Source organism: Actinoplanes cyaneus (genome assembly GCF_016862095.1).
Taxonomy (GTDB): Bacteria; Actinomycetota; Actinomycetes; order Mycobacteriales; family Micromonosporaceae; genus Actinoplanes; species Actinoplanes cyaneus.
Genome location: NZ_BOMH01000048.1, coordinates 1 through 20871, shown reverse-complemented (window position 1 = coordinate 20871; position 20871 = coordinate 1). Strand labels below are relative to the sequence as shown.

21 protein-coding genes and 2 riboswitches are annotated in these 20871 nt (G+C 68.9%); of the genes, 16 read left to right on the top strand and 5 right to left on the bottom strand.

Going from position 1 to position 20871, the window contains the following annotated elements:
- The 5 genes from Acy02nite_RS31325 to Acy02nite_RS31305 all read left to right on the top strand — a co-directional run bounded on the left by Acy02nite_RS31325 (position 1) and on the right by Acy02nite_RS31305 (position 3894).
- Positions 1-918, top strand: a complete 918-nt coding sequence (locus tag Acy02nite_RS31325) for an aldose 1-epimerase family protein (RefSeq protein ID WP_203748165.1) — start codon at positions 1-3, stop codon at positions 916-918.
- Positions 918-1535, top strand: coding sequence for a nitroreductase family protein (locus Acy02nite_RS31320; RefSeq protein WP_203748162.1), 618 nt, complete (start codon positions 918-920; stop codon positions 1533-1535). Before Acy02nite_RS31325 ends, Acy02nite_RS31320 begins: the two co-directional genes overlap by 1 nt.
- A 61-nt stretch (positions 1536-1596) precedes the next feature.
- Positions 1597-1893 (top strand): type II toxin-antitoxin system VapB family antitoxin, encoded by a 297-nt coding sequence (locus tag Acy02nite_RS31315; RefSeq protein ID WP_203748159.1) that lies wholly within the window; start codon positions 1597-1599, stop codon positions 1891-1893.
- Between the two features lie 22 nt (positions 1894-1915).
- Positions 1916-3091 (top strand): acyl-CoA dehydrogenase family protein, encoded by a 1176-nt coding sequence (locus tag Acy02nite_RS31310; protein WP_203748157.1) that lies wholly within the window; start codon positions 1916-1918, stop codon positions 3089-3091.
- 59 nt (positions 3092-3150) lie between these two features.
- Positions 3151-3894, top strand: a complete 744-nt coding sequence (locus tag Acy02nite_RS31305; RefSeq protein WP_203748156.1) for a DUF4230 domain-containing protein — start codon at positions 3151-3153, stop codon at positions 3892-3894.
- A gap of 500 nt (positions 3895-4394) precedes the next feature.
- On the opposite strand, the gene Acy02nite_RS31300 is transcribed toward Acy02nite_RS31305, so the two are convergent.
- Positions 4395-4580, bottom strand: a complete 186-nt coding sequence (locus tag Acy02nite_RS31300; RefSeq protein WP_425548227.1) for a PspC domain-containing protein — start codon at positions 4578-4580, stop codon at positions 4395-4397.
- Positions 4581-5116: 536 nt separating this feature from the next.
- Between Acy02nite_RS31300 and Acy02nite_RS31295 the strand changes: the two genes are divergently transcribed.
- The 4 genes from Acy02nite_RS31295 to Acy02nite_RS31280 all read left to right on the top strand — a co-directional run bounded on the left by Acy02nite_RS31295 (position 5117) and on the right by Acy02nite_RS31280 (position 10362).
- Positions 5117-6412: an ABC transporter ATP-binding protein gene (locus Acy02nite_RS31295; protein ID WP_203748150.1), complete on the top strand. Its 1296-nt coding sequence runs from the start codon at positions 5117-5119 to the stop codon at positions 6410-6412.
- Positions 6413-6657: 245 nt separating this feature from the next.
- Entirely contained in the window at positions 6658-7134 is a 477-nt protein-coding gene (locus tag Acy02nite_RS31290) for an ATP-binding protein (protein WP_203748137.1), read from the top strand.
- Between the two features lie 98 nt (positions 7135-7232).
- Positions 7233-7967 (top strand): beta-phosphoglucomutase family hydrolase, encoded by a 735-nt coding sequence (locus tag Acy02nite_RS31285; protein ID WP_203748135.1) that lies wholly within the window; start codon positions 7233-7235, stop codon positions 7965-7967.
- A gap of 25 nt (positions 7968-7992) precedes the next feature.
- On the top strand, positions 7993-10362 hold the full coding sequence (locus tag Acy02nite_RS31280; protein WP_203748133.1) for a glycoside hydrolase family 65 protein: 2370 nt from the start codon (positions 7993-7995) through the stop codon (positions 10360-10362).
- An 85-nt stretch (positions 10363-10447) separates the two neighbouring features.
- On the opposite strand, the gene Acy02nite_RS31275 is transcribed toward Acy02nite_RS31280, so the two are convergent.
- A complete protein-coding gene (locus tag Acy02nite_RS31275; RefSeq protein ID WP_203748131.1) occupies positions 10448-11482 on the bottom strand; it encodes a coiled-coil domain-containing protein in 1035 nt (344 codons plus the stop codon).
- Positions 11483-11487: 5 nt separating this feature from the next.
- A riboswitch (cyclic di-AMP (ydaO/yuaA leader) is annotated at positions 11488-11619 on the bottom strand.
- Between the two features lie 208 nt (positions 11620-11827).
- A riboswitch (cyclic di-AMP (ydaO/yuaA leader) is annotated at positions 11828-11964 on the top strand.
- A 5-nt stretch (positions 11965-11969) separates the two neighbouring features.
- Between Acy02nite_RS31275 and Acy02nite_RS31270 the strand changes: the two genes are divergently transcribed.
- Positions 11970-13013 carry a coiled-coil domain-containing protein gene (locus tag Acy02nite_RS31270; protein ID WP_203748129.1) on the top strand — a complete coding sequence of 348 codons (1044 nt, stop codon included), beginning with the start codon at positions 11970-11972 and terminating at the stop codon, positions 13011-13013.
- 48 nt (positions 13014-13061) lie between these two features.
- Here the strand turns inward: Acy02nite_RS31270 and Acy02nite_RS31265 are convergent, their stop codons facing one another.
- Both Acy02nite_RS31265 and Acy02nite_RS31260 read right to left on the bottom strand, forming a co-directional pair.
- The gene (locus Acy02nite_RS31265; protein ID WP_203748126.1) at positions 13062-13835 is read right to left on the bottom strand and encodes an ABC transporter ATP-binding protein; all 774 of its coding nucleotides are present in this window, start codon (positions 13833-13835) and stop codon (positions 13062-13064) included.
- Positions 13828-14724 carry an ABC transporter permease gene (locus Acy02nite_RS31260; RefSeq protein WP_203748124.1) on the bottom strand — a complete coding sequence of 299 codons (897 nt, stop codon included), beginning with the start codon at positions 14722-14724 and terminating at the stop codon, positions 13828-13830. The genes Acy02nite_RS31265 and Acy02nite_RS31260 overlap by 8 nt, the downstream gene beginning before the upstream one ends.
- A gap of 187 nt (positions 14725-14911) precedes the next feature.
- On the opposite strand from Acy02nite_RS31260, the gene Acy02nite_RS31255 reads away from it, so the two are divergent.
- Genes Acy02nite_RS31255 through Acy02nite_RS31235 form a run of 5 tightly spaced genes read left to right on the top strand, consistent with a single transcriptional unit; the run spans position 14912 to position 18202 of the window.
- Positions 14912-15517, top strand: a complete 606-nt coding sequence (locus tag Acy02nite_RS31255) for a TetR/AcrR family transcriptional regulator (protein WP_239175390.1) — start codon at positions 14912-14914, stop codon at positions 15515-15517.
- Between the two features lie 54 nt (positions 15518-15571).
- Positions 15572-15934 carry an Atu4866 domain-containing protein gene (locus Acy02nite_RS31250; RefSeq protein ID WP_203748122.1) on the top strand — a complete coding sequence of 121 codons (363 nt, stop codon included), beginning with the start codon at positions 15572-15574 and terminating at the stop codon, positions 15932-15934.
- 25 nt (positions 15935-15959) lie between these two features.
- Positions 15960-16565, top strand: a complete 606-nt coding sequence (gene pnuC, locus Acy02nite_RS31245) for a nicotinamide riboside transporter PnuC (protein ID WP_203748119.1) — start codon at positions 15960-15962, stop codon at positions 16563-16565.
- Complete coding sequence (locus tag Acy02nite_RS31240; RefSeq protein ID WP_203748116.1) at positions 16562-17638, top strand: AAA family ATPase; 1077 nt, start codon at positions 16562-16564, stop codon at positions 17636-17638. The genes pnuC and Acy02nite_RS31240 overlap by 4 nt, the downstream gene beginning before the upstream one ends.
- Before the next feature lie 18 nt (positions 17639-17656).
- Positions 17657-18202: a hypothetical protein gene (locus Acy02nite_RS31235; protein ID WP_203748113.1), complete on the top strand. Its 546-nt coding sequence runs from the start codon at positions 17657-17659 to the stop codon at positions 18200-18202.
- On the opposite strand, the gene Acy02nite_RS31230 is transcribed toward Acy02nite_RS31235, so the two are convergent.
- Positions 18190-19827: an MFS transporter gene (locus tag Acy02nite_RS31230; protein ID WP_203748110.1), complete on the bottom strand. Its 1638-nt coding sequence runs from the start codon at positions 19825-19827 to the stop codon at positions 18190-18192. The two genes, Acy02nite_RS31235 and Acy02nite_RS31230, sit on opposite strands and share 13 nt — an antisense overlap.
- Positions 19828-19878: 51 nt before the next feature.
- Here Acy02nite_RS31230 and Acy02nite_RS31225 point away from each other — a divergent pair, with 51 nt between their 5' ends.
- Positions 19879-20586 carry a TetR/AcrR family transcriptional regulator gene (locus tag Acy02nite_RS31225; protein WP_203748107.1) on the top strand — a complete coding sequence of 236 codons (708 nt, stop codon included), beginning with the start codon at positions 19879-19881 and terminating at the stop codon, positions 20584-20586.
- The last annotated feature ends 285 nt before the right edge of the window (positions 20587-20871 follow it).

The following is a 20871-nucleotide window of genomic DNA, read 5'->3' as shown; positions in this document are numbered from 1 at the left end:
ATGACAGACAGAGCCGCGAAATCCGGGGTCCAGTGGTCGATCGAGGCGGACGGCCGGAGCGCCGTCCTGGCCGAGGTCGGAGGCACGCTGCGCAGTTTCTCGTCCGGCGGCGACGAGCTGCTCGACGGCTTCGGCCCGGACGAGATATCCCCGGGTTCCGCCGGCCAGATCCTCGCCCCGTGGCCGAACCGGATCCGCGACGGGCGCTACACGTTCCAGGAGCAGACGTACCAGCTGGCGCTCTCCGAGGCGGCCCGGCACAACGCCATCCACGGTCTGGTGAACTGGTCGCGCTGGCACGCCACCGAGCAGACCCCGTCGTCGGTGACGCTGGAGTTCGACCTTCCGCCGCAGGTCGGCTACCCGTGGGGGCTGACCCTGCGGACGCACTGGTCGGTCTCGGCCGACGGGCTGCGCTGCGTGCAGGACGTCGTGAACACCAGCGAGTCGGACGCGCCGTGGGGTTACTCGGTGCACCCCTACCTGCGCCTTCCCGGCGTCTCGGTGGACGACACCGTGCTCCGGGTGCCGGCCAGGACCCGTCTGCTCGCCGACAACCGGCTGCTCCCGCTCGGCGCGGTCAAGGTCGCCGGGACGGAGTTCGACTACTCCGAGCCGCGCAAGATCGGCGCCGCGATCCTGGACACCACGTTCGGTGACATCGACTTCGGGCCGGACGGGATCACCGAGGTCGTCCTCGCGGGCCCGGACCCGGACGCGAAGATCACCGTCTGGGCCGACGACAAGTTCAAGTACTGGCAGGTCTTCACCGGCGACACGCTGCACGGCGAGCGGCACCGCCGGTCCGTCGCGGTCGAGCCGATGACCTGCCCGCCGGACGCGTTCCGCTCCGGCCGGGACCTGATCGTGCTGGCGCCGGGCGAGACCTGGACCACCTCGTGGGGGATCCGCGCCTGATGGAGTTCGACGAGGTGGTCCGGCGCCGCCGGATGATTCGTGAGTACGACCCGGAGCGCCCGGTGCCACCCGAGCTGATCGACAAGATCGTCCGCCACGGGCTGCGCGCGCCGTCGGCCGGCTTCTCCCAGGGCTGGAGCTTCCTGGTCCTCTCGGAACCTGCGGACCGCGAACTCTACTGGTCGGTGACGGCCTCACCGGAGTTCGAGGCGGGCGGCTGGCTGGAACGGATGCGGACCGCCCCGCTGATCGTGGTCGCGCTCTCCAACAAGTCGGTCTACCTGGATCGCTACGCGGAGAAGGACAAGGGCTGGACGGATCGGGACGAGTCACGCTGGCCGGTGCCGTACTGGGACGTCGACACCGGCTTCGCCGCGCTGCTGATGCACCTGACCGCGGTGAACGAAGGGCTCGGCTCGTGCTTCTTCGGCATCCCGCCGGTGCGGATCCCGGATTTCCGGGCCGCTTTCGGGGTACCGGCGGAGTTCAATCCGGTCGGCGTGCTGAGCGTGGGCTATCGGAGAGACGACAAGTTGTCTCCGTCACTCAAGCGCGGCCACCGTCCGGTGGACGAGGTGGTGCATCATGGCCGATGGGCTCCGGCCGCGGAGGCTTGATTCGCATCGCGGCTAGGCTGGACATCTTACGAAGACGTTTGCAGGGAAAGGGGCAGCCGCCGTGATCTTCAAAGCGGTCCGGGACGGCGCCCCGTACCCTGATCACCACACCACGCTCAAGGCGTGGGCGGAGATCCCGCCGCGGCCGATCCGGCTCGCCGAGCTGATCACCACGAAGCGCGAGCTGGCGCTCGACAAGCTGCTCGCCGAGGATTCGACCTTCTACGGTGATCTTTTCCCGCACGTCGTGGAGTATCGGGGCGCCCTCTATCTCGAGGACGGTTTGCACCGTGCATTACGCGCTGCGCTCCAGCAGCGCAATCAGATTCATGCCCGTGTATTGGTCGTAGAGGGCTGAAGTCTCCGTTAATTTGACATGCATGGTTGTTCGACCGCTTGACCTGCTGGATCTTGACGACCTGCTGAGTGACGACGAGCGCGCCGCGCGCGCTCTGGCCCGCCAGGTAGCGAATGATCATATTCGCCCGGACGTGGCCGAGTGGTATGAGAACGGCAATCCGCCAATTCGCGATCTTGCCTTGGAATTGGGCAAGGCCGGCCTCTTCGGCATGCATCTGACCGGGTACGGATGTGCCGGCGTCTCCACCGTCTCCTACGGTCTGGCGTGCATGGAGCTGGAGGCCGCCGACTCCGGGATCCGTTCCCTGGTGTCGGTGCAGGGATCCCTGGTGATGTACGCGATCTGGCGTTACGGATCCGACGAGCAGAAGAACCGCTGGCTGCCCGCCCTCGCCGCGGGCCGGTCGATCGGCTGCTTCGGCCTGGCCGAGCCTGATCACGGCTCCGACCCGACCGGGATGTCCACCCGCGCCCGGCGCGACGGGGACGACTGGGTGCTGGACGGGGTGAAGACCTGGATCCTCAACGCGCCGATCGCCGACGTCGCGGTGATCTGGGCCCGCGCCGACAAGGGCATCGCCGGGTTCGTGGTGCCGACCGGCACGCCCGGTCTCACCACCCGGGAGTTCCGGCACACCATGTCGCTGCGCGCCTCCAGCGTCGGTGAGCTGGTGCTCGACGGGTTGCGACTGCCGGAGAGCGCCCGGCTGCCCGCCGCGCGCAGCCTGATGGCGCCGCTCTCCTGCCTGACCGAGGCCCGGTTGAGCATCATCTTCGGGGTGCTCGGCGCGGCTCGGGACTGTCTGGACGCGACGCTCGACTACGCCGCCGGGCGGGAGCAGTTCGGGCAGCCGATCAGCGCCTTCCAGCTGACCCAGGCCAAGTTCGCCGACATGTCGCTGGAGCTGCAGAAGGGGTTCCTGCTCGCGCTGCATCTGTGCCGGCTGCGGGACGCCACCGGGAAACCGCTGCGGCCCGAGCAGGTCAGCGTGGGGAAGCTCAACAACGTACGGGAGTCGATCGAGATCGCCAGGCAGTGCCGGACCATCCTCGGTGGCAACGGGATCCGTGGGGAGCTGCCGGTGATGCGGCACGCCAGCAACCTGGAGAGCGTCCTGACCTACGAGGGCACCTCGGAGATCCACCAGCTGTCGATCGGCCAGAAGCTGACCGGACTGAACGCCTTTTCGCGCTAGACGCGGGCGGCGGGGGACTCGAAATGCGCATTGTCGTACCCCCTCCGTACCGTTGAGACATGGCCCACTCACCGGATGTCGAAGAGCCGACGTCGGAGTACCCGGCCGTGCCCGAGGAGGCCGAGCCGGTTGCTCCGGCCGTTGCGCCCGAGCACAGGCCGAGCTTCTTCGCACGGTTGCTGATCTTCATCGGCTTCGTCTTCGCCTTGATCGTCGCGTCCTGTTTCGGGCTGCGCGCGATGAACGTGCTGCCCTCCTTCGACAACCCGTTCTCCGACCAGACCGTCGACCGCAGCCAGCCCGTGCTGCTGGAGTCGATGCGCGACCTCCACCGTTACGTGGCGGCCGACGGCACCTTCCAGGTAATCGTCGACCTCCAGCAGAACAAGGAGAACATCCCGGACTTCCTGGTAAACCGGCGAATCCTCTTCGTCGGGTCGGGCACCGTGGAGACCTACATCGACTTCAGCGCCCTCAGCGGGGACGCGCTCAAGGTCGACAACGAGAAGAAGACCGTCGAGCTGACCCTGCCGCCGCCGCAGCAGTCGCAGGCGGCGCTCGACATGTCGAAGAGTTACGTGGTCGAGGAGGATCGCGGGCTGCTGACCAGCATCGGTGACGCCTTCCGCAGCGACACCGCCAAACAGCAGCGGGTGTACGAGATGGCGCAGCAGAAGATCACCGAGGCGGCCAAGTCGAGTGGGCTGGATCAGCGGGCGCAGCAGAACACGCAGCTCATGCTGGAGAGCCTGTTCGCACGCCTGGGCTACACGTCGGTCAAGGTCACCTTCACGAATCCCTGATGGTCGTTGCGGCTGCTGACCCGTCGCCGGGACGGGTCAGCGGCGTGAGGATGCTGTTCGGGTCGGACCAGCGGCCGTCGGCTGCTCCTCGGGCGACCGGACTTCGCGGTGGCCGCAGGCGGTTCGCAGGGCCGCATGATCGCGATCACGATGCCCAGCCCGAGCCGGAGAAAAGATGACGCCGCCGCCCTCGGGGGTTAGGGCGGCGGCGCCGGGAACCGCGTCTCGGTGGTGGCCGGGTCGCGATTCACGTCTCTTGAGATCGGCGCGGGCCGATCAGGTGGGTCCCGGCCGGGATTGCCAGCCCGGCTTCCGCCCGGCCGGGAGATCTCGGGCGGCCGCGGGGTCCGAAGTGCCGTGGATCCGCGGTCCGTTGTCGCTTACCGGATATGTGCCCGCTCGGCCGGCGATTTACTCATCAGGATCGATGACGATCGCCGGCCGGTCCGCCGTTTCCGGGTCGGTCGCGGTTCGTGGCGGGGGACCAGGCGCTTCCCGGGTCACTCGCTGGGCATCAGTGCCCAGAGGACCAGGTAGGCGATGAACTGCGGCCCGGGCAGCAGGCACGACAGGACGAAGGCCAGGCGGACCACGCCGGTGGAGAGGCCGAAGCGGCGAGCCAGGCCGGCGCAGACGCCGCCGATCATGCGGTCGCGTGGGCGGGTGAGGGCGCGGGTCACGTGAATCCACTCCTTCAGTGGTGGCCGGGGCGTTCTGCCCTGGACCACTTCGACGGTAGGTACGGCCGGGCCGCCGTCCCTCATTCGCGAGGCGGAGAGCGGCGACCGCGTTCCCGTAGGGGAAACCCGTACCCGGATGTCGCTCGTGGTTAACCCCCGTCGGGTGGGCCTGCCGGGCCGCGCTGCGGCTGCGTTCCCTCGGGCCGGCCGGAAACATGGCGGCCGGGCGCGGGCCGTGGGCTCCCCTGGGCGGCCCGGAACGGCGGACCGCGGCTTCCCGGCGCCGGCCGGGCGCTTACTCAGGCTCGGCGGGAACGGTGGCGACCGGGCGCGAGCCGGTGTCAACAGAAGTGGGATCAAATGTCGGTTCTTGCTGGGAACGTGCACAGAAATCCGGGAAGTTCCGATCTCCGTAATCGATTGATCACTATCCGCGAATGGCACGTTCGCCCGATGGCAAAGCATCGAAGGCACTCGCAAAGTCATTACCCGATTGCCGACCGTCGTGGGATCGGAATCACAGTCGATCGGGGAGGTTGACGGTGTCCACCGTCGCGCTCAAGGACGTCACCAAGATTTGGCCGGACGGCACGATCGCCGTCGATCATGTGTCGCTCGACGTCCAGGACGGCGAGTTCATGGTCCTGCTCGGCCCTTCGGGCTGCGGCAAGTCGACCGTGCTTCGCATGATCGCCGGCCTGGAGGACCCCAGTGGCGGGGACATTCTGCTCAACGGCGAGCCGGTGCTCGACGTACCTCCGCGCGACCGCAGCATCGCCATGGTGTTTCAGGACTTTGCGCTCTATCCGCACATGAGCGTTGCCGACAACATCGGCTTCCCGCTCAAACTCTCCGGCGTCGAGCCCGGCCCGCGGTCGGACCGGGTCGGCACGGTGGCCGGCGCGCTCGGCATCGGCGAGGTGCTCGCCCGCCGCCCCAGCCAGCTCTCCGGCGGGCAGCGCCAGCGGGTGGCGATGGGCAGGGCGATGGTCCGTCGCCCCGGGGTCTTCCTGATGGACGAGCCGCTCTCCAATCTCGACAGCGGGCTGCGTGCCGAGCTGCGCGCGGAGATCACCAGCATGACCCGTGAGCTGGGGGTGACCACCGTGTACGTGACGCACGACCAGGCCGAGGCGCTGACCATGGCGGACCGCTTGGCGATCATGCGCCGCGGGGTGCTGCAGGACCTGGGCACGCCGACCGAGGTCTACCGGCGCCCGGCAACGCTCTACGTCGCCGCCTTCCTCGGCTCGCCGCGGATGAACCTGCTGGAAGCGCAGGTCTACGTGCACCTGGACCGCTACGTCGCGCTGAACTTCGGTGAGCAGAACCTCTATCTGTCCTGGTCCGACCCGCGTTCACGGGCCGTGGCGCGCTATCACGGCGATCGGATCGTGGTGGGGGTGCGGGCCGAGGCGCTCACCCCGGTCACGCCCGACACACCCGGGGCCGTTCTGCACGGCCGGATTCGCTACCTGGAGCACCACGGCCACGAGTCGCTGGCCTACCTGGACGTCGGCGCCACCGCGATCGTGGTCGACGAGATCGGTGGCACGGCTCCCGGGCGGCCGTCCTCCACGGGCGCGCTCAGGCGGCTCGGCGGGGCGTTGCAGCGGCTCACCAAGAGCACGTCCGCCGCGGCGTCGGAGGACAAGAGCGCGCCGGTCAGTGTGCTGAACGACCCGGGCCGTCACCACCGGAAGCCGGCCGAGCTCTCGGTGCGGCTGGCGCCGTACCCGGCGGTCAACCCGGGACATCCGCTGACCGTGTCGGTGCAGATGGACGCGCTGCACTTCTTCGACGAGCGCGGCGACCGCATCGACGTGGGCTGGCGCTGACCGGGACGGCCACCCCGATCAGGACCGGGCGGCGCCGGCCGCGACGGGCCGGGGTGAGCCGCCGCTGAGCGCGCAGAGGTGGCGCGGAGGCTCACGGACTGGCCGTGACAACGACGTACCGGGAAATGAAGGGTCTTGGGAAAACGAGGATGCGGGACGGATCGGTGAACGAGGGAGCCCACTTCCGGGCGGGATCGCAGATGCCTAGTGCCACCGGGCGGCCACAGCGCGTAGGCTGCACGACGGTGGAGGACAGGATCGGCCAGACCGTGCGTTCGGCTCCGAATGGGGAGCCGAGGGTCGATGCCGCCCCGCCACGGCAGTTGTCCCTGGTGCTGATGGACCGCACCTTCTCCGACGGCGACATCGCCCTCCTCAGGCACGAGGTCGCACGTCTGCTGCCGACCGTCGGGGTGACCGGCGATCGGCTCTCCGGCTACGTGCTCGCGGTGAACGAAGTGATCACCAACGTGGTCCTGCACGCCGGTGGCCACGGCCGGATCGTGCTGCGGCTGGAGTCCGGCTCGGTCTGGTGCGTGGTGACCGACTCCGGCCCGGGCATCCCGGAGGAGTGTATGGACGGCGATCTGCTCCCCGGCACTGACGAGATCGGGGGACGTGGGTTGTGGCTGGCGCACCAGCTGTGCGACGAGGTGACCACCGCGACCGGCCCGATCGGGACGTCGATCGGCCTGCGGATGGATCTCGGAGCGTTGAGCTGAGAGCTGAAACCGCAGCGTGACAGGCTTATGAAACACCCAGGAAATGTGAAGGAGCCCTTCGCCTCTCGTCCTGCGGCGGGTGCGACTACATTGGGCGCGTGCTCGGACTTCCTTCCCAGGTGACCGCTTGCCTTTTCGATCTTGACGGGGTGCTGACGGACACCGCCCTTGTACACAGTGCCGCGTGGAAACAAACGTTCGACACGTTCCTGCAGTCGTGGGCCGAACGGCATGATCAACCGTTTGTGCCGTTCGATTCCGGAGTCGACTATCACCGATATGTCGACGGCCGCCAGCGGGCCGACGGTGTCCGCACGTTCCTCGCCTCCCGTGGCATCACCCTGCCCGAGGGCTCTCCCGACGACGATCCCGACCAGGACACCGTCAACGGCGTCGGCAACCGCAAGAACATCCTCGTGCTCCAGAAGATCAAGGAAGGCGCCGTCAGGGTCTACCCCGGCTCGGTGGAGTACCTGAAGGCCGCCAAGGCCGCCGGCCTGCGCCGCGCGGTCGTGTCGGCGAGCGCCAACTGCAAGGACGTGCTCGAGGCGGCCGGCATCGCCGACCTCCTGGAGGCCCGCGTGGACGGGCTCGTCGCCCGCGAGCTGGGCCTGCCCGGCAAGCCGAAGCCGGACACGTTCCTGCACGGGGCGAAACTGCTCGGCCTCCCGCCGGAGAGCTGTGCGGTCTTCGAGGACGCTCAGGCGGGCGTGGCCGCCGGCCGCGCCGGCGGATTCGGCGTCGTGATCGGCGTCGACCGGGTCGGCCAGGCCGACGCGCTGCGCGAGAACGGTGCCGACGTCGTAGTCACCGATCTTTCCGAACTTCTCTAATTCACTTCCAAGAAGAGGCACGACCGTGATCCGTGAACGGGCCTACCCCGTCGACCCCTGGCACATCCGGGAGACCCGGCTGGACCTGGACCTGCTGGCCCAGTCAGAGTCGGTGTTCGCGCTCTCGAACGGGCACATCGGGATACGGGGCAACCTGGACGAGGGCGAGCCGCACGGCCTGCCGGGGACGTACCTGAACTCGTTCTACGAGCTGCGGCCGCTGCCGCACGCGGAGGGTGGCTACGGCTTCCCCGAGTCCGGCCAGACCATGGTGAACGTCACCAACGCCAAGCTGATGCGGCTGCTGGTCGACGACGAGCCGTTCGACGTGCGCTACGGCGAGTTGCGCTCCCACGAGCGCTGCCTCGACCTGCGGGCCGGCACCCTGGAGCGGGTCGTGGAGTGGGTCTCCCCGTCCGGCAAGGGCGTGCGGGTGAAGACCGTGCGCCTGGTCTCCTTCACCCAGCGCGCGGTGGTCGCCTTCCTCTACGAGGTGGAGCCGCTCGACGAGTCGGCCCGGCTGATCCTGCAGTCCGAGCTGGTGGCGAACGAGCAGCTGCCGCCGAGCAGCAAGGACCCGCGGGTCGCCGCGGTGCTGGCCCAGCCGCTGCAGGCGGAGGAGATGCTGGAGCAGCGCTCCGGCGGTCTGCTCGTGCACCGCACCAAGGTCAGTGACCTGCGGATGGCCGCGGCCATGGAGCACCTGGTGGAGACCCCGGGCCGGCACGCGATCACCACCGAGGGGCACGGCGACTGGCTGCGCACCACGGTGGCCTGTCGCCTGGAGCCGGGGCAGAAGCTGCGCGTGGTGAAGCTGGCGGCCTACGGCTGGTCCAGCGTCCGCTCGCTGCCGGCCCTGCGCGACCAGGTCGGCGCGGCTCTGGCCAGCGCCCGCCTGGACGGCTGGGAGGGTCTGGTCCAGCAGCAGCGGGAGTACCTGGACGCGTTCTGGGACCACTCCGACGTGCGCGTCGAGGGTGACCCGGAGGTGCAGCAGGCGGTCCGTTTCGGGCTGTTCCACACGTTGCAGGCCGGCGCCCGGGCGGAGCAGCGCCCGATCGGCTCCAAGGGCCTGACCGGCCCGGGCTACGACGGTCACACGTTCTGGGACGCGGAGACGTTCGTGCTCCCCGCGCTCACCTACACCCAGCCCTCGGCCGCGGCGGACGTGCTGCGCTGGCGGCACTCGACGCTGGACCTGGCCCGGGAGCGGGCGCAGACGCTCGGCCTGCAGGGCGCCGCGTTCCCGTGGCGGACCATTCGCGGCCAGGAATGCTCCGGTTACTGGCCGGCCGGCACCGCGGGATTCCACATCGGCGCTGACATCGCCGACGCGGTCCGGCGGTACGTGCAGGCCACCGGCGACTACGACTTCGAGCGGGAGGTCGGCCTGGAGCTGCTGGTGGAGACCGCGCGGCTGTGGCGCTCGCTGGGGCACCACGACCGGCACGGGCGGTTCCACATCGACGGCGTCACCGGGCCCGACGAGTACACGGCCGTGGTGAACGACAACATCTACACCAACCTGATGGCGCAGCAGAACCTGATGACCGCGGTGGAGGCCTGCAAACGCCACCCGGATCTGGCCCGCCGCTTCGGGGTCGACGACGAGGAGGCCGCCTCCTGGCGGGACGCGGCGGCCGCCGTGCACATCCCGTACGACAAGGAGCTCGGCGTCCACCAGCAGTGCGAGGGCTTCACCCGGCTCGAGGAGTGGGACTTCGAGAACACTCCGCCGGAGGCCTACCCGCTGCTGCTGAACTACCCGTACTTCGATCTCTACCGCAAGCAGGTCGTCAAGCAGGCCGACCTGGTGATGGCGATGTACATCCGGGGCGACGCGTTCACCCCGGAGGAGAAGACCCGCAACTTCGCGTACTACGACGCCCGTACCGTCCGGGACTCGTCGTTGTCGGCGTGCATCCAGGCGGTGATGGCGGCCGAGACCGGCCACCTCGAGCTGGCCCACGACTACCTGGGCGAGGCTGCCCTGATGGACCTGCACGACCTGCACCAGAACGCGCGGGACGGTGTGCACGTCGCGTCCCTCGCGGGCTCGTGGATCGCGCTGGTCGCCGGCCTGGGCGGCATGCGCGACTTCAACGGTCAGCTGGCGTTCGCGCCGCGGCTGCCCAGCCGGATCAACAACCTGGACTTCTCGCTGCTCTGGCGGGGCCTGCGCCTGCGGGTCAACGTCACCGCGGACGAGGTCACCTACTCCCTGCGCAACGGTGGTGGCTCGGCGCGGCTGACGCTGCAGCACCACGGCAAGGAGATCGAGGTCACCCAGGTGCGCCCGGTGACCATGCCGATCCCGTCGGCCGGGCCGGTCGGGCCCTCGCCGGTGCAGCCCGCAGGCCGTGCTCCGGTTCGCCGGGCCACCCCGCACCACTGACAGATCACGACCAGGATTCATCGGTACGAACGAGAAAGCCCCCCGGCCACGCGGCCGGGGGGCTTTTCGGTGCTGTGGTGGAGCGCTACAACAGCGACACGTGCACGTGGTCGGTGTGGTCACTCGGCCCGTGGTAGGCGTGCCAGTCGTTCGTCGCCGGGAACCAGATCTGCTTGTACCAGATCACGTAGTAGATCCCGAGCTTGTCGGCGTTACGCACCAGGAAGGCGGTGAGGTCGTTCCCATACCGCATCATGTCGTCGTTGTGCGCTGCCGAGAAGCCACTCTTCTGCAGTGACCAGTCGCAGGCGCGGCCCTTCGGATGCTCGAACGGGCCGCCGTCGCGGTGGCACCCGACGAACCTGTTGAAGCCGGCCTTCTTCGTCTCCTGATAGAGATGCAGGGTGCGCTTGGTGATGCAGCCGTCGGTGGTCGGGTCCTTCTGATTGCAGGACTCCGGTGAGAAGCCGCCCTCGGAGTTGCGCGGTGCCGGGGACGCGACCTTGGAGACGGCGTCGACGAATCCGTTGGTGATCGTCTTGTTGATGCCGGTCCCGCCGCCGAGCAGCTCGAGCTGACTCTTGGCCGAGTCGCGCTGCTTCTGCTGGATGGTGAGCTGGTTCTTCTGGTTCTTCACCTCGGCGGCGAGCTTGGTCTCGCTGTCGGTGATCGTCGCCAGTGCGCTGTTCAGCTCGTTCAGCTTGGCGTCGTGGAGTTTGTTGATCTCCTCCAGCGACACGGCCTTCTTGATGAAGTCGGACGAGTCGTCGGCCTGGAGCAGGAAGCTCAGCGTGCTGATGCTCCCGTACTCGTACTGCTGGCGGGCGATGGCGTTGACCTCCGGGACCAGAGCGTCCCGGCGCTTCTCGGCGTCCGCCTTCTTGGCGACGAGCGCCTTCTGGTTCTTGACCGAGGTCTCGTAGGCCGCCTTGGCGTTCACGAACCGCCGGTTGGTCACCTCGAGTTGCGCGGAGAGGTCGTCGCCTTCGTCACCCTCCGCGGGGGTCGACGAGCTGCCGCCGGGTGCGGCGAGTGCCGGCGTGACGGGCGCCACAAATATCGTGGTTGCCACGAGCGGCGCCAGGGCAAGCATCAGCCACCGGCGGGGACGTGCGGTCATCAACAATCCTTCCTAGTCACCGCCGACCGAGTTAGCTGACGGGTTCGGGACGGAAGCTATCCCTACCGCGTAAAGCGGATTCACCCCAACTACCTGGTTCCCCGGCTCGCCTTTCGGCGATTGGGCGGCGGCCTGCCGGCAACTCGGGGGCGGTGCCGTCCTGGCAGGACCGGCGGCCAGTTTACCTGAGATATCACTCGGCATCAGGGTCGGAGAAACCGTCAAAACCGTTACCTGTCAACGACTTTCCGTAATGGTGTCACCGCTCGTGACCGCTCCATGGCGATGGGTACGAGAACTGTCGATTCTTCGATCGAGTGGGTATGGTCGGTCCCGGTTCCCACCCGGGAACCGCCGCCTAATCGCAACACCGAGCGAGCCGGGGATCCACATTTCTTCCGGGGTGAATCCGCGCCAGCGGTAGGGATTTCCTTCGTCCCGAACCCGTCAGCTAACCCGGCCGGCGGCCGACGGAAGGAAACAGCCAGTGCAGCATGTGACTGCGCGGCGACGATGGGTGGCAGTTCTCGCGCTGCTGGTCGCCGCATGCGGGATTGCCGGCGCCGGAACACCGGCGTTCGCGGCACCCCGGCCCCTCGCCGCGCCCGGGGAGTCCGGCGACGACGGCGAGGGCGGTTCCAAGTCCCTGCTCGACAAACTCGACGAGGCCTCCAAGGGTTACGTCACCGCCAAGACCAAGTTGCAGACGTCGAAGACGCAGCAGACCAAGCTGGCCGCCACGCTCAAGGAACTGGACGCCCAGATCGGCCCGCAGCAGCAGGCGCTGAACAAGTACGCCGCCCAGGCGTACACGATGGGCCGCCTCGGCCCGCTGAGCGCGCTGCTCAGCGCGGACACGTCGGACGGTTTCCTGGACAGCGCCCAGTTGCTGACCACCGTCGCGGAGCGGCAGAACCAGGCGATCACCGACCTGCGGACCACCCGGGACAACCAGGCCAAGGCGAAGACGGCGATCGACGCGACCGTCCTCGACCAGCAGCGGCAGCTCAACGTGATGGCCAAGCGCAAGACCCAGGCGGAGCAGGCGCTCAAAGCGGCGAACCAGGGCGGCGACAGCGGCGACGACGACTCGGGCAGTTCCGGTGGCGCCAGTTCGGACGCCGACAGCCCCTCCGGCAGCCTCTCGGGCGGCTGCACCGAGGACGACCCGACCACCACGGGCTGCATCACCCCGCGACTGCTCTTCGCCATGAAGCAGGCGCAGAAGGACGGCTTCACCCGCTACGTCGCGTGCTTCCGGCATCAGAACAGCGGCGAGCACCCGAAGGGCCGGGCCTGTGACTTCGCCGCCGACAAGGACGGTTTCGGCGGGGTGGCGACCGGCAGCAGCAAGACGTACGGCACGAACCTGGCCAACTACTTCATCCACAACTCGGACAAGCTCGGCGTGCTCTACGTGATCTGGTTCAAACGGATCTGGCTGCCGAGCAGCGGGTGGAAGTCGTACAGCGGCGCCGGCGGCACACCGTCGACGGACCATACGAACCACGTGCATCTGTCGGTCACCTGATACACGAAGAGCCCGGGCCGACGGCCCGGGCTCTTTCTCGTGCAACGGCTACTTCTTCATGTAGCTCTCGTACTCCTTGAGCACTTCCTCGGTCGGGCCGTCGGCGCGGATCTCGCCGGACTCCAGCCAGAGCACCCGCTCGCAGGTGTCCCGGATCGACTGCTCGCTGTGGCTGACCAGGAACACCGTGCCGGCCTCTTTCCGCAGCTCGCGGACCCGGGCCTCACTGCGGCGGCGGAACTTCGCGTCACCGGTGGCCAGCGCCTCGTCGATCAGCAGCACGTCGTGCTTCTTGGCCGCGGCGATCGCGAAGCGCAGCCGGGCGCCCATGCCGGACGAGTACGTCCGCATCGGCAACGAGGCGAAGTCGCCGCGCTCGTTGATCCCGGAGAAGTCGATGATCGACTGCTTCCGCTCCTTCACCTCGGCCGGGGTCATCCCCATGGCCAGGCAGCCCAGCTCGACGTTGCGCTCGCCGGACAGGTCGTTCATCATGGCGGCGTTGACGCCCAGCAGCGACGGCTGGCCGGCCGCGTAGATCGCGCCCTTGGCCACCGGCAGCAGACCGGCGACCGCGCGCAGCAGGGTCGACTTGCCCGAGCCGTTGCTGCCGATCAGGCCGATCGCCTCACCGCGGTAGGCGACGAAGCTGACGCCCTTGACCGCGTGCACCTCGCGCACATTCGTCGAGTTGGTCTTGGTGACGATCCGCTTGAGGGCGGAGAGCGGGCTCGTCTGGTTCGCCCCGATCGCACCGACGATCTTGTAGACGATGTGCGCGTCGTCCGCGACGACGGTGGGGATCTTCTCGCTGTCAGCCACGACCGTAGCCCTTCTCTCCGCGCCAGAAGTAGAGGAAGCCGCCGACGCTCGCGAACAAGGCCCAGATCACGGCCTCCGTCCACAGCAGTCGCGGGCTGCCGGCCAGCGTCACGTTCTCCATCAGCGAGTGCCGGTAGAGCTCGATGAAGACCAGCATCGGGTTCGCCTCGATCAGGTGCAGCTTCCACCCGTGCAGGTGCTCGGTGAAGCGGGTGACCGGGTAGAGCACGGCCGACCCGTACATCCAGAAGCGCATCATGAACGGGATCAGCTGCTTGACGTCGCGCATCCGGGAGCCCAGGCGGGCGAAGAAGAGCGCCAGGCCGATGTTGAACAGCGACTGGAGCAGCAGCGCCGGGATGACCAGCAGCCACTCGACGTTCGGCCGCTCACCGGTGAACAACACGATGATCACCAGCACGCCGAGCGCGGTGACGAAGTTGCGGATCTCGACCAGCACGGTCGACAGCGGGAGGCTGCCCCGGGGGAAGTGCAGCGCCCGGATCAGGCCGAGGTTTCCGGTGATCGCGTTGGCGCCCTGGCCCACCACGGTCTGCGTGAAACCGAAGACGAACACACCGATGCAGAGGTACGCGACGAAGTTCGTGCTGTTCGCGCCGGTGCCGATGATGACGCCGAAGATGATGTAGTACACGAACGCGTTCAGGGCCGGGGTGAGAACCTGCCACAGCGTCCCGAGGTGCGTGGTGCCCAGCGCGGAGACGGTCTTCGCCTTGGCGTGGGCGGTGATGAAGTGCCGGTAACCCCAGAGCTGCTTGAGGTACTCGAACGGTCCGACCAGCCGTCCGGAAGAGCTGAGGCCGTGCCGTCGCGCGAGCTCCTTGAGGGGAACCGCGGGAGCGGTATCGGCAACCGCTGTGTCTGGCATGGGGTGGTGCTCCGATCTCGTCTGCCGGTACGAGGCGGCGGACTCCGGTGTTTCGCCTTCACGCACAGGTAGAAGCATGACAGGCGTCCGCCGACGCCGATGGTACGGGTTCGTATCGACGTCGGAGGAACGGTATCCGACGATGCGGCGGAACGCAACCGTTACGTCGTAGCGCTATAGTTACCCGGTGGCGACAGTGAAGCGCGCACCGGCCGGAGCGGCGGTGCTCCGAAATGACATCACCGTGGCGATTCGTAACGCGGTCATGAGCGAGTTGGCAGAGGTCGGTTACGGCCGTCTCTCCATCGAAGCCGTGGCCCGCCGAGCCGGCGTCGGCAAAACCGCGATCTACCGACGCTGGAGCAACAAGCTTGAGATGGTACTGGAGATCATCACTGATGTCGCCGGGAGGAAGGTGCCGGTGCCCGACACCGGCAGCTTCGCCAGCGACCTCGACCTGCTGATGATGATCGTCAGTCGTGCGCTGCAGCACCGGGTTGCTTCGCAGATCATCCCCGACCTGATGGCCGAGGCCGCGCGGAACCCGCAGATCGCCGAGACGCTCCAGCGGGTGCTGCGCCTGCACCAGCAGTCGGTGGGGGAGAAGCTGGTCGGGCAGGCGATCGCGCGTGGTGAGTTGCCCGAGGGCACCGATCCGGACGTCGCGGTCGACCTGATCCTCGGCCCGCTCTACTGGCGGCTCGCGGTCGCCCGGCAGCCGGTCAGCGACGACTACCTGGAGAAGATGGCGGCTGCGGTGCTCGGCTCGCTCAGGGGCGGTGCGGCAACCTAGAAACAACTCAGGGACTTCTGGCGGCGGCCGACGCGCGGGCCGAACGAGAGGGTCATGCACTCCAGCCCTCCGCGAGTCGACACCACGATCCTGGACGCCGCCGCGATGCTCGCCATCGCTCTCGGCCGCACCACCGACGACGGCCTCGGCGTGGCCCCGCAACGCCCCCGGGTGATCACCGGTGCGGCGGTGGTCGGCGCCTGGCGAAGCTCGGACGGGATGATCAAACTGCGGATCAGGACGGATGGGACGTACGCCGGTGAGGTCGCCGGGCGGCGCAGTCGCCCGCACGGCACCTACCGCATCGACGGCGACGCGGTCGTCCTGCACGACGACGCGTCGGGCCTGAGCACCCAGCTCACCCTCGTCCACGACGGTGAGCTGGAAATGGCCGGCCACCGCCTGCTCCCCGAGTGACCGGTTCCTCGGCGATGCTGTCCCCATGATCGACTGGTTGAACAGCATCGCGCTGACCGCTTTCGGGGCAGGCACCACCTGGGCCGAGGTGCTCGGCTTCGCCACCGGCCTGCTCAACGTCGGGCTGCTGGTCCGCCGGCACATCCTGAACTGGCCGCTCGGCATCCTCAACGTCCTGCTGCTGATGCTGGTGTTCGGCACCGCCGGGCTCTACGCCGACATGGGCCTGCAGGTCGTCTACGTGATCCTCGGCTTCTACGGCTGGTGGGCCTGGCTCCACGGCGGGGTGGACCGGACGAGTCCGGTGGTGCGAGCCACCACCCGCGTCGAATGGCTCGGCCTCGCGGCGGCCGGGGTGCTGCTGACCGGCGGACTGTGGCTGTTCCTGGATCGGCTGACCGGCTCGACGGTCCCGCTGGCGGATGCGCTGACGACGGCACTCTCGCTGCTGGCGACGTACGGGCAGACGCGCAAGCTGCTGGAGAGCTGGTGGCTGTGGATCGCCGCCGATCTGATCTACATCCCGCTCTACGGTTACAAGGGCCTCTGGCTGACCGCGATCCTGTACGTGGTGTTCCTCACCCTCTGCGTGCTGGGCCTGCGCTCGTGGCGCCGGGCGGTGACCGCGTGACGTTCCGTCATGGCCTGGTCGTCGGCAAGTTCTATCCGCCGCACGCCGGTCACCACGCCCTGATCCGTGCCGCCGCGAGCGCCTGCGAGCGGGTGACGGTGGTGGTCGCGCCGTCGTCGCGGGAGAGCATTCCACTGGAACTCCGGCTGCAGTGGCTGCGGGAGGCGCACGAGCCGCACGTCCGGTTCGCCGGGGTGTACGACGACCACCCGATCGACTACTCGGACCCGGCCGTCTGGGACCTGCACGTGGCGGTGTTCCGGGAGGCGGCCGGGCCGGAACCGGTCGACGCGGTGTTCTCCTCCGAGGCGTACGGCGCGGAGCTGGCCCGCCGGTTCGGCGCCGAGCCGGTCCTGGTCGACCCGGGACGCGAGCGGATCCCGGTCTCCGGCACCGCGATCCGGGCCGACCCGGTCGCCCACTGGGAGCATCTCGGCCCGGGCGCCCGTGCCTGGCTGGCCCGCCGCGTGATCGTCCTCGGCGCCGAGTCGACCGGCACCACGACCATGGCCCGCGCGCTGGCCCGGCACTACCGGACCCGTGGCGGAGTGTGGTCGGCGACCGCCTGGGTGCCGGAGTTCGGCCGGGAGCTGACCGAGCGCAAGCTCGCCGAGCTGCGCCGCGGCAGTCCCGGCGCGACAGTGTTCGACGTCGTCTGGGACCGGGAGGACTTCGTGACGGTCGCCGTCGAGCAGGCCGCGGCCGAGGACGCGCTGGCCCGTACCGGATCGCCGGTGCTCTTCGGGGACACCGACGCGTTCGCCACCACCATCTGGGAGGAGCGGTACCTGGGCAGCACCTCGGCGAAGGTGCGCGAGCTGGTCCGTGACCCGGATCTCTACCTGCTCACCGACGACGCCGGCGTGCCGTTCGAGGACGACGGGCTGCGTGACGGCGAGCACCTGCGGCAGTGGATGACCGGGCGCTTCCGGGCTGAGCTCGCGACCCGCGGGGTGCCGTGGATCGAGCTGACCGGCGGTTACCGGGAGCGGCTGACCGGCGCGATCCAGGCGGTCGACCGGTTGCTCGCCGCGGGATGGCGGTTCGCCCCGCCGCTAAGTGATCGTGGGTGAGCGGCCGAACCGTTAGGTGTGCGGCACCTCAGATCCTTCATCGCAGCGGCGGCGCTCGGGCTGCTGGCCGCCGGGTGCGGCGACGGCAAGGCCGAGACCTCGGCGTCGCCCAGCCCCGGTGACACCTGGCAGCTGATCGTCACGGGCAGCGCGGTGCCGACCCCGACCCCGTCCCCGTTCGGATCGCGGCCGCGGATGGGCGCCGCCACCCTGTCCGGGTCGCCGGACCCGAGCTGCAGCAAGACGTTCACGCGCACCGAGGAGGTGCTGATCCCGGTCGAGGTGACCCCGATCTCCGGCGGTTTCAAGGTCGAGTGGCCCCGGCAGTACGACTCGAACTACCGGATCACCGCGGTGCCGCAGAAGCTGGTCAGCGGCCCGCAGCCGGAGCCGCCCTGGAAGAATGTCCCGGCCGGCACCGGCTGCACGGTCAGCTCGACGATCACCGGGCTGACCCCGGGCGATGCCTACATCGTCTGGCTCGACGCGCCCAACACGGGCTACGAGCCCGACGGCACCCGCCACCTCTACAGCGGGCGATCGGGGGTCGTCTACCCCAAGTGAGGATCCTCCGGCTTGCCCTGGCGGGGCATCAGGAAGGTCAGCCCGAACGCGGCGATCAGGAGCAGCAGCGACACCCCCGAGGTACGGACCGTGGTGTCCTCGAACCCGGCACGGATCTGCTCGCCGACATAGCCGGACAGGTCCGGGCCGCCGCTCGGGAGTCCCTGGCAGGACGGCGGGGTCACGTCCGGGTTCTCCTCGGCCACCCGGTCGGTCAGGCAGGCGCGCAGCCCGGCGACCGCCGCCGGTGGCATCCCCGGCAACTGGCCGGCCGACGAGTCCACGTGGTGGCCGACCGCACCCGGCAGCAGCGCGAAGAAGATGGTCCCGAGCACCGCGATGCCGAACGCCCCGCCGAGCTGCTGCACCGAGGTGATCGCCCCGGAGGCCGACCCGCTCTCCTCGTCGTCGACACCGGCCAGCACGATGCCGAAGAACGGCGCCATCGCCAGGCCCATGCCGATGCCGAGCAGCAGCAGGGCCGGGATCAGATGCCACGGCGTGATGTCCGCCCCGGCCAGGTGCACGGTGCCGGCGAAGGCCACGGTCCCCAGGGCCATCACCAGCGTGCCGATCTGGAGCAGCGTGCGCCCCAGCTTCTCGGCCAGCCCGGCGCCGGCCACGATGAAACCGGCCACCATGCCGAGCGCCTGCGGCAGCGTGGTCAGACCCGCCTTGAGCGGCGTGTATCCCAGCCCGATCTGCAGGTAGAAGGTGAAGACCAGGCTGGTCCCGATCAGCGACGCGAAGAACATCAGGCCCAGCGCCAGCCCGCCGGTGAACGCCCGCTTGCGGAACAGGCTCGGGGTGACGAGCGGGTCGAGACCGCGCTTGTCGCGCCGGGCCTCATACGCCCCGAAGAGCCCGAACGCCACCACGCCGAGCGCCAGCATGACGAACGTCCACACCGGCCAGTCCAGCTCACGCCCCTGCACCAACGGGAAGAGCAGCAGGAACGCGCCACCGGCGGCGAAGAGCACACCGAGCCAGTCCAGCCGGGGCGCCCGCTCCAGGCGGGACTCGGGCAGGAACCGGAGCGCGCCGATCACCGCGAAGACCCCGATCGGCAGGTTGATGAAGAAGATCATCCGCCAACCGGCGCCGAAGTAGTCCGCGTCGACGAGCCAGCCGGCCAGGATCGGGCCGCCCACCGAGGAAAGGCCCATCACCGGGCCGAACGCGCCGAACGCCTTGGCCCGCTCCGCCGGGGCGAACATCTCGCGCAGCATGCCCAGGCCCTGCGGCAGCATCAGCGCGCCGAACAGGCCCTGCACCGCCCGCGCGGCGACCAGGAAGCCGGGCATCGGGGCCAGCGCGCAGGCCAGCGACGCGAGGCTGAAGCCGGCCGCGCCGATCAGGAACATCCGTCGGCGACCGTAGATGTCACCCAGGCGTCCGCCGGTGAGCAGGCCGATCGCCATGGCCAGCGTGTACGCCGCGCCGAGCCACTGGATCAAGCTGTACGACCCGCCGAGCTCCGCCCGGATCACCGGGCCGGCGATCGTGGTGACCAGCGAATCGAGCAGGTCCATCACCTCGACCGCGAGGATCACGAAGAGCGCGACCCACCGATAGCGATACGGCTCCGTCGTGAGCCGCTCTGTTTGAACACTGTTCGTTGTCACGAACACTGTTTTAGTGGCGAACACTGTTCATGTCAACTAAATTAGAACGCGATGAAGACCTCCCCCTGGCAGCCGATCCCCGAACGGCGGCCCGCCCGCGTGCAGCTCGACCGCGAGCAGATCATCGACGCCGCGCTGCGCATCTCCGACGCCGAGGGCATCGACGCGGTCAGCACCCGCCGCGTCGCCGCCGAGTTCGGCACCGGCCCGTCCAGCCTCTACGCGCACGTGTCCAACAAGGACGAGCTGCTGCGGCTGATGTTCGACCGGATCTGCGGCGAGATCCAGCTGCCGCCCCACGAGCCCGACCGCTGGCAGGAGCAGATCAAGGAACTGATGCTGCACACCCACGAGATCCTGCAGGCGCACAACGACCTGGCCCAGGTCGCGCTCGCCATGATCCCCACCGGGCCGAACGCGTTGCGCGCCTCGGAGTGGATGTTCGCTCTGGCGATCAAGGGCGGGCTGCCGCCGCACTACGGCTCGTGGGCGATCGAGCGGATCTTCCTGTACGTCACGGCGGACGCGTACGAGAACTCGATCTGGCGCGCGCAGATGCGGCACCTCGAGCAGACCAAGGAGCAGGTGGAGCAGGAGGTCAGGGCGGAGCTGAAGGAGTACTTCGCTGGGCTGCCCGACGACCGGTTCCCCTACCTGCGGGCGCATCCCGACGCGATGACGTCGGGGACGGTGCAGGAGCGCTTCGAATGGGGTCTCGACCTGCTGATCGACGGCCTGTCCCGCTACGTCGTCAAGTGACGCCCGCCCGGCGGACGACGCCCGCCCGACTGGTTCTCACGCGAGCCCGTCGCACGGCAGGCACCCGCCGCGACTCACGCTCTTCGGCTGGTTCTCATGGGCGTTATTCGGGACGAATAACGCCCATGAGAACCAGCCGGGAGCGGGAGCGCGGCTGGGCCTGGACCGGCAGGCTCGTCGCGGGCTCCGGCAGGCGGGAAGTGCCGGCCGGGTCGGGCCTGTCGACGGGTCTTGTGCTCTGACCGTGCCCCGCCACGGACGTCGCCCTTTCGGGCTTTGCGTTCT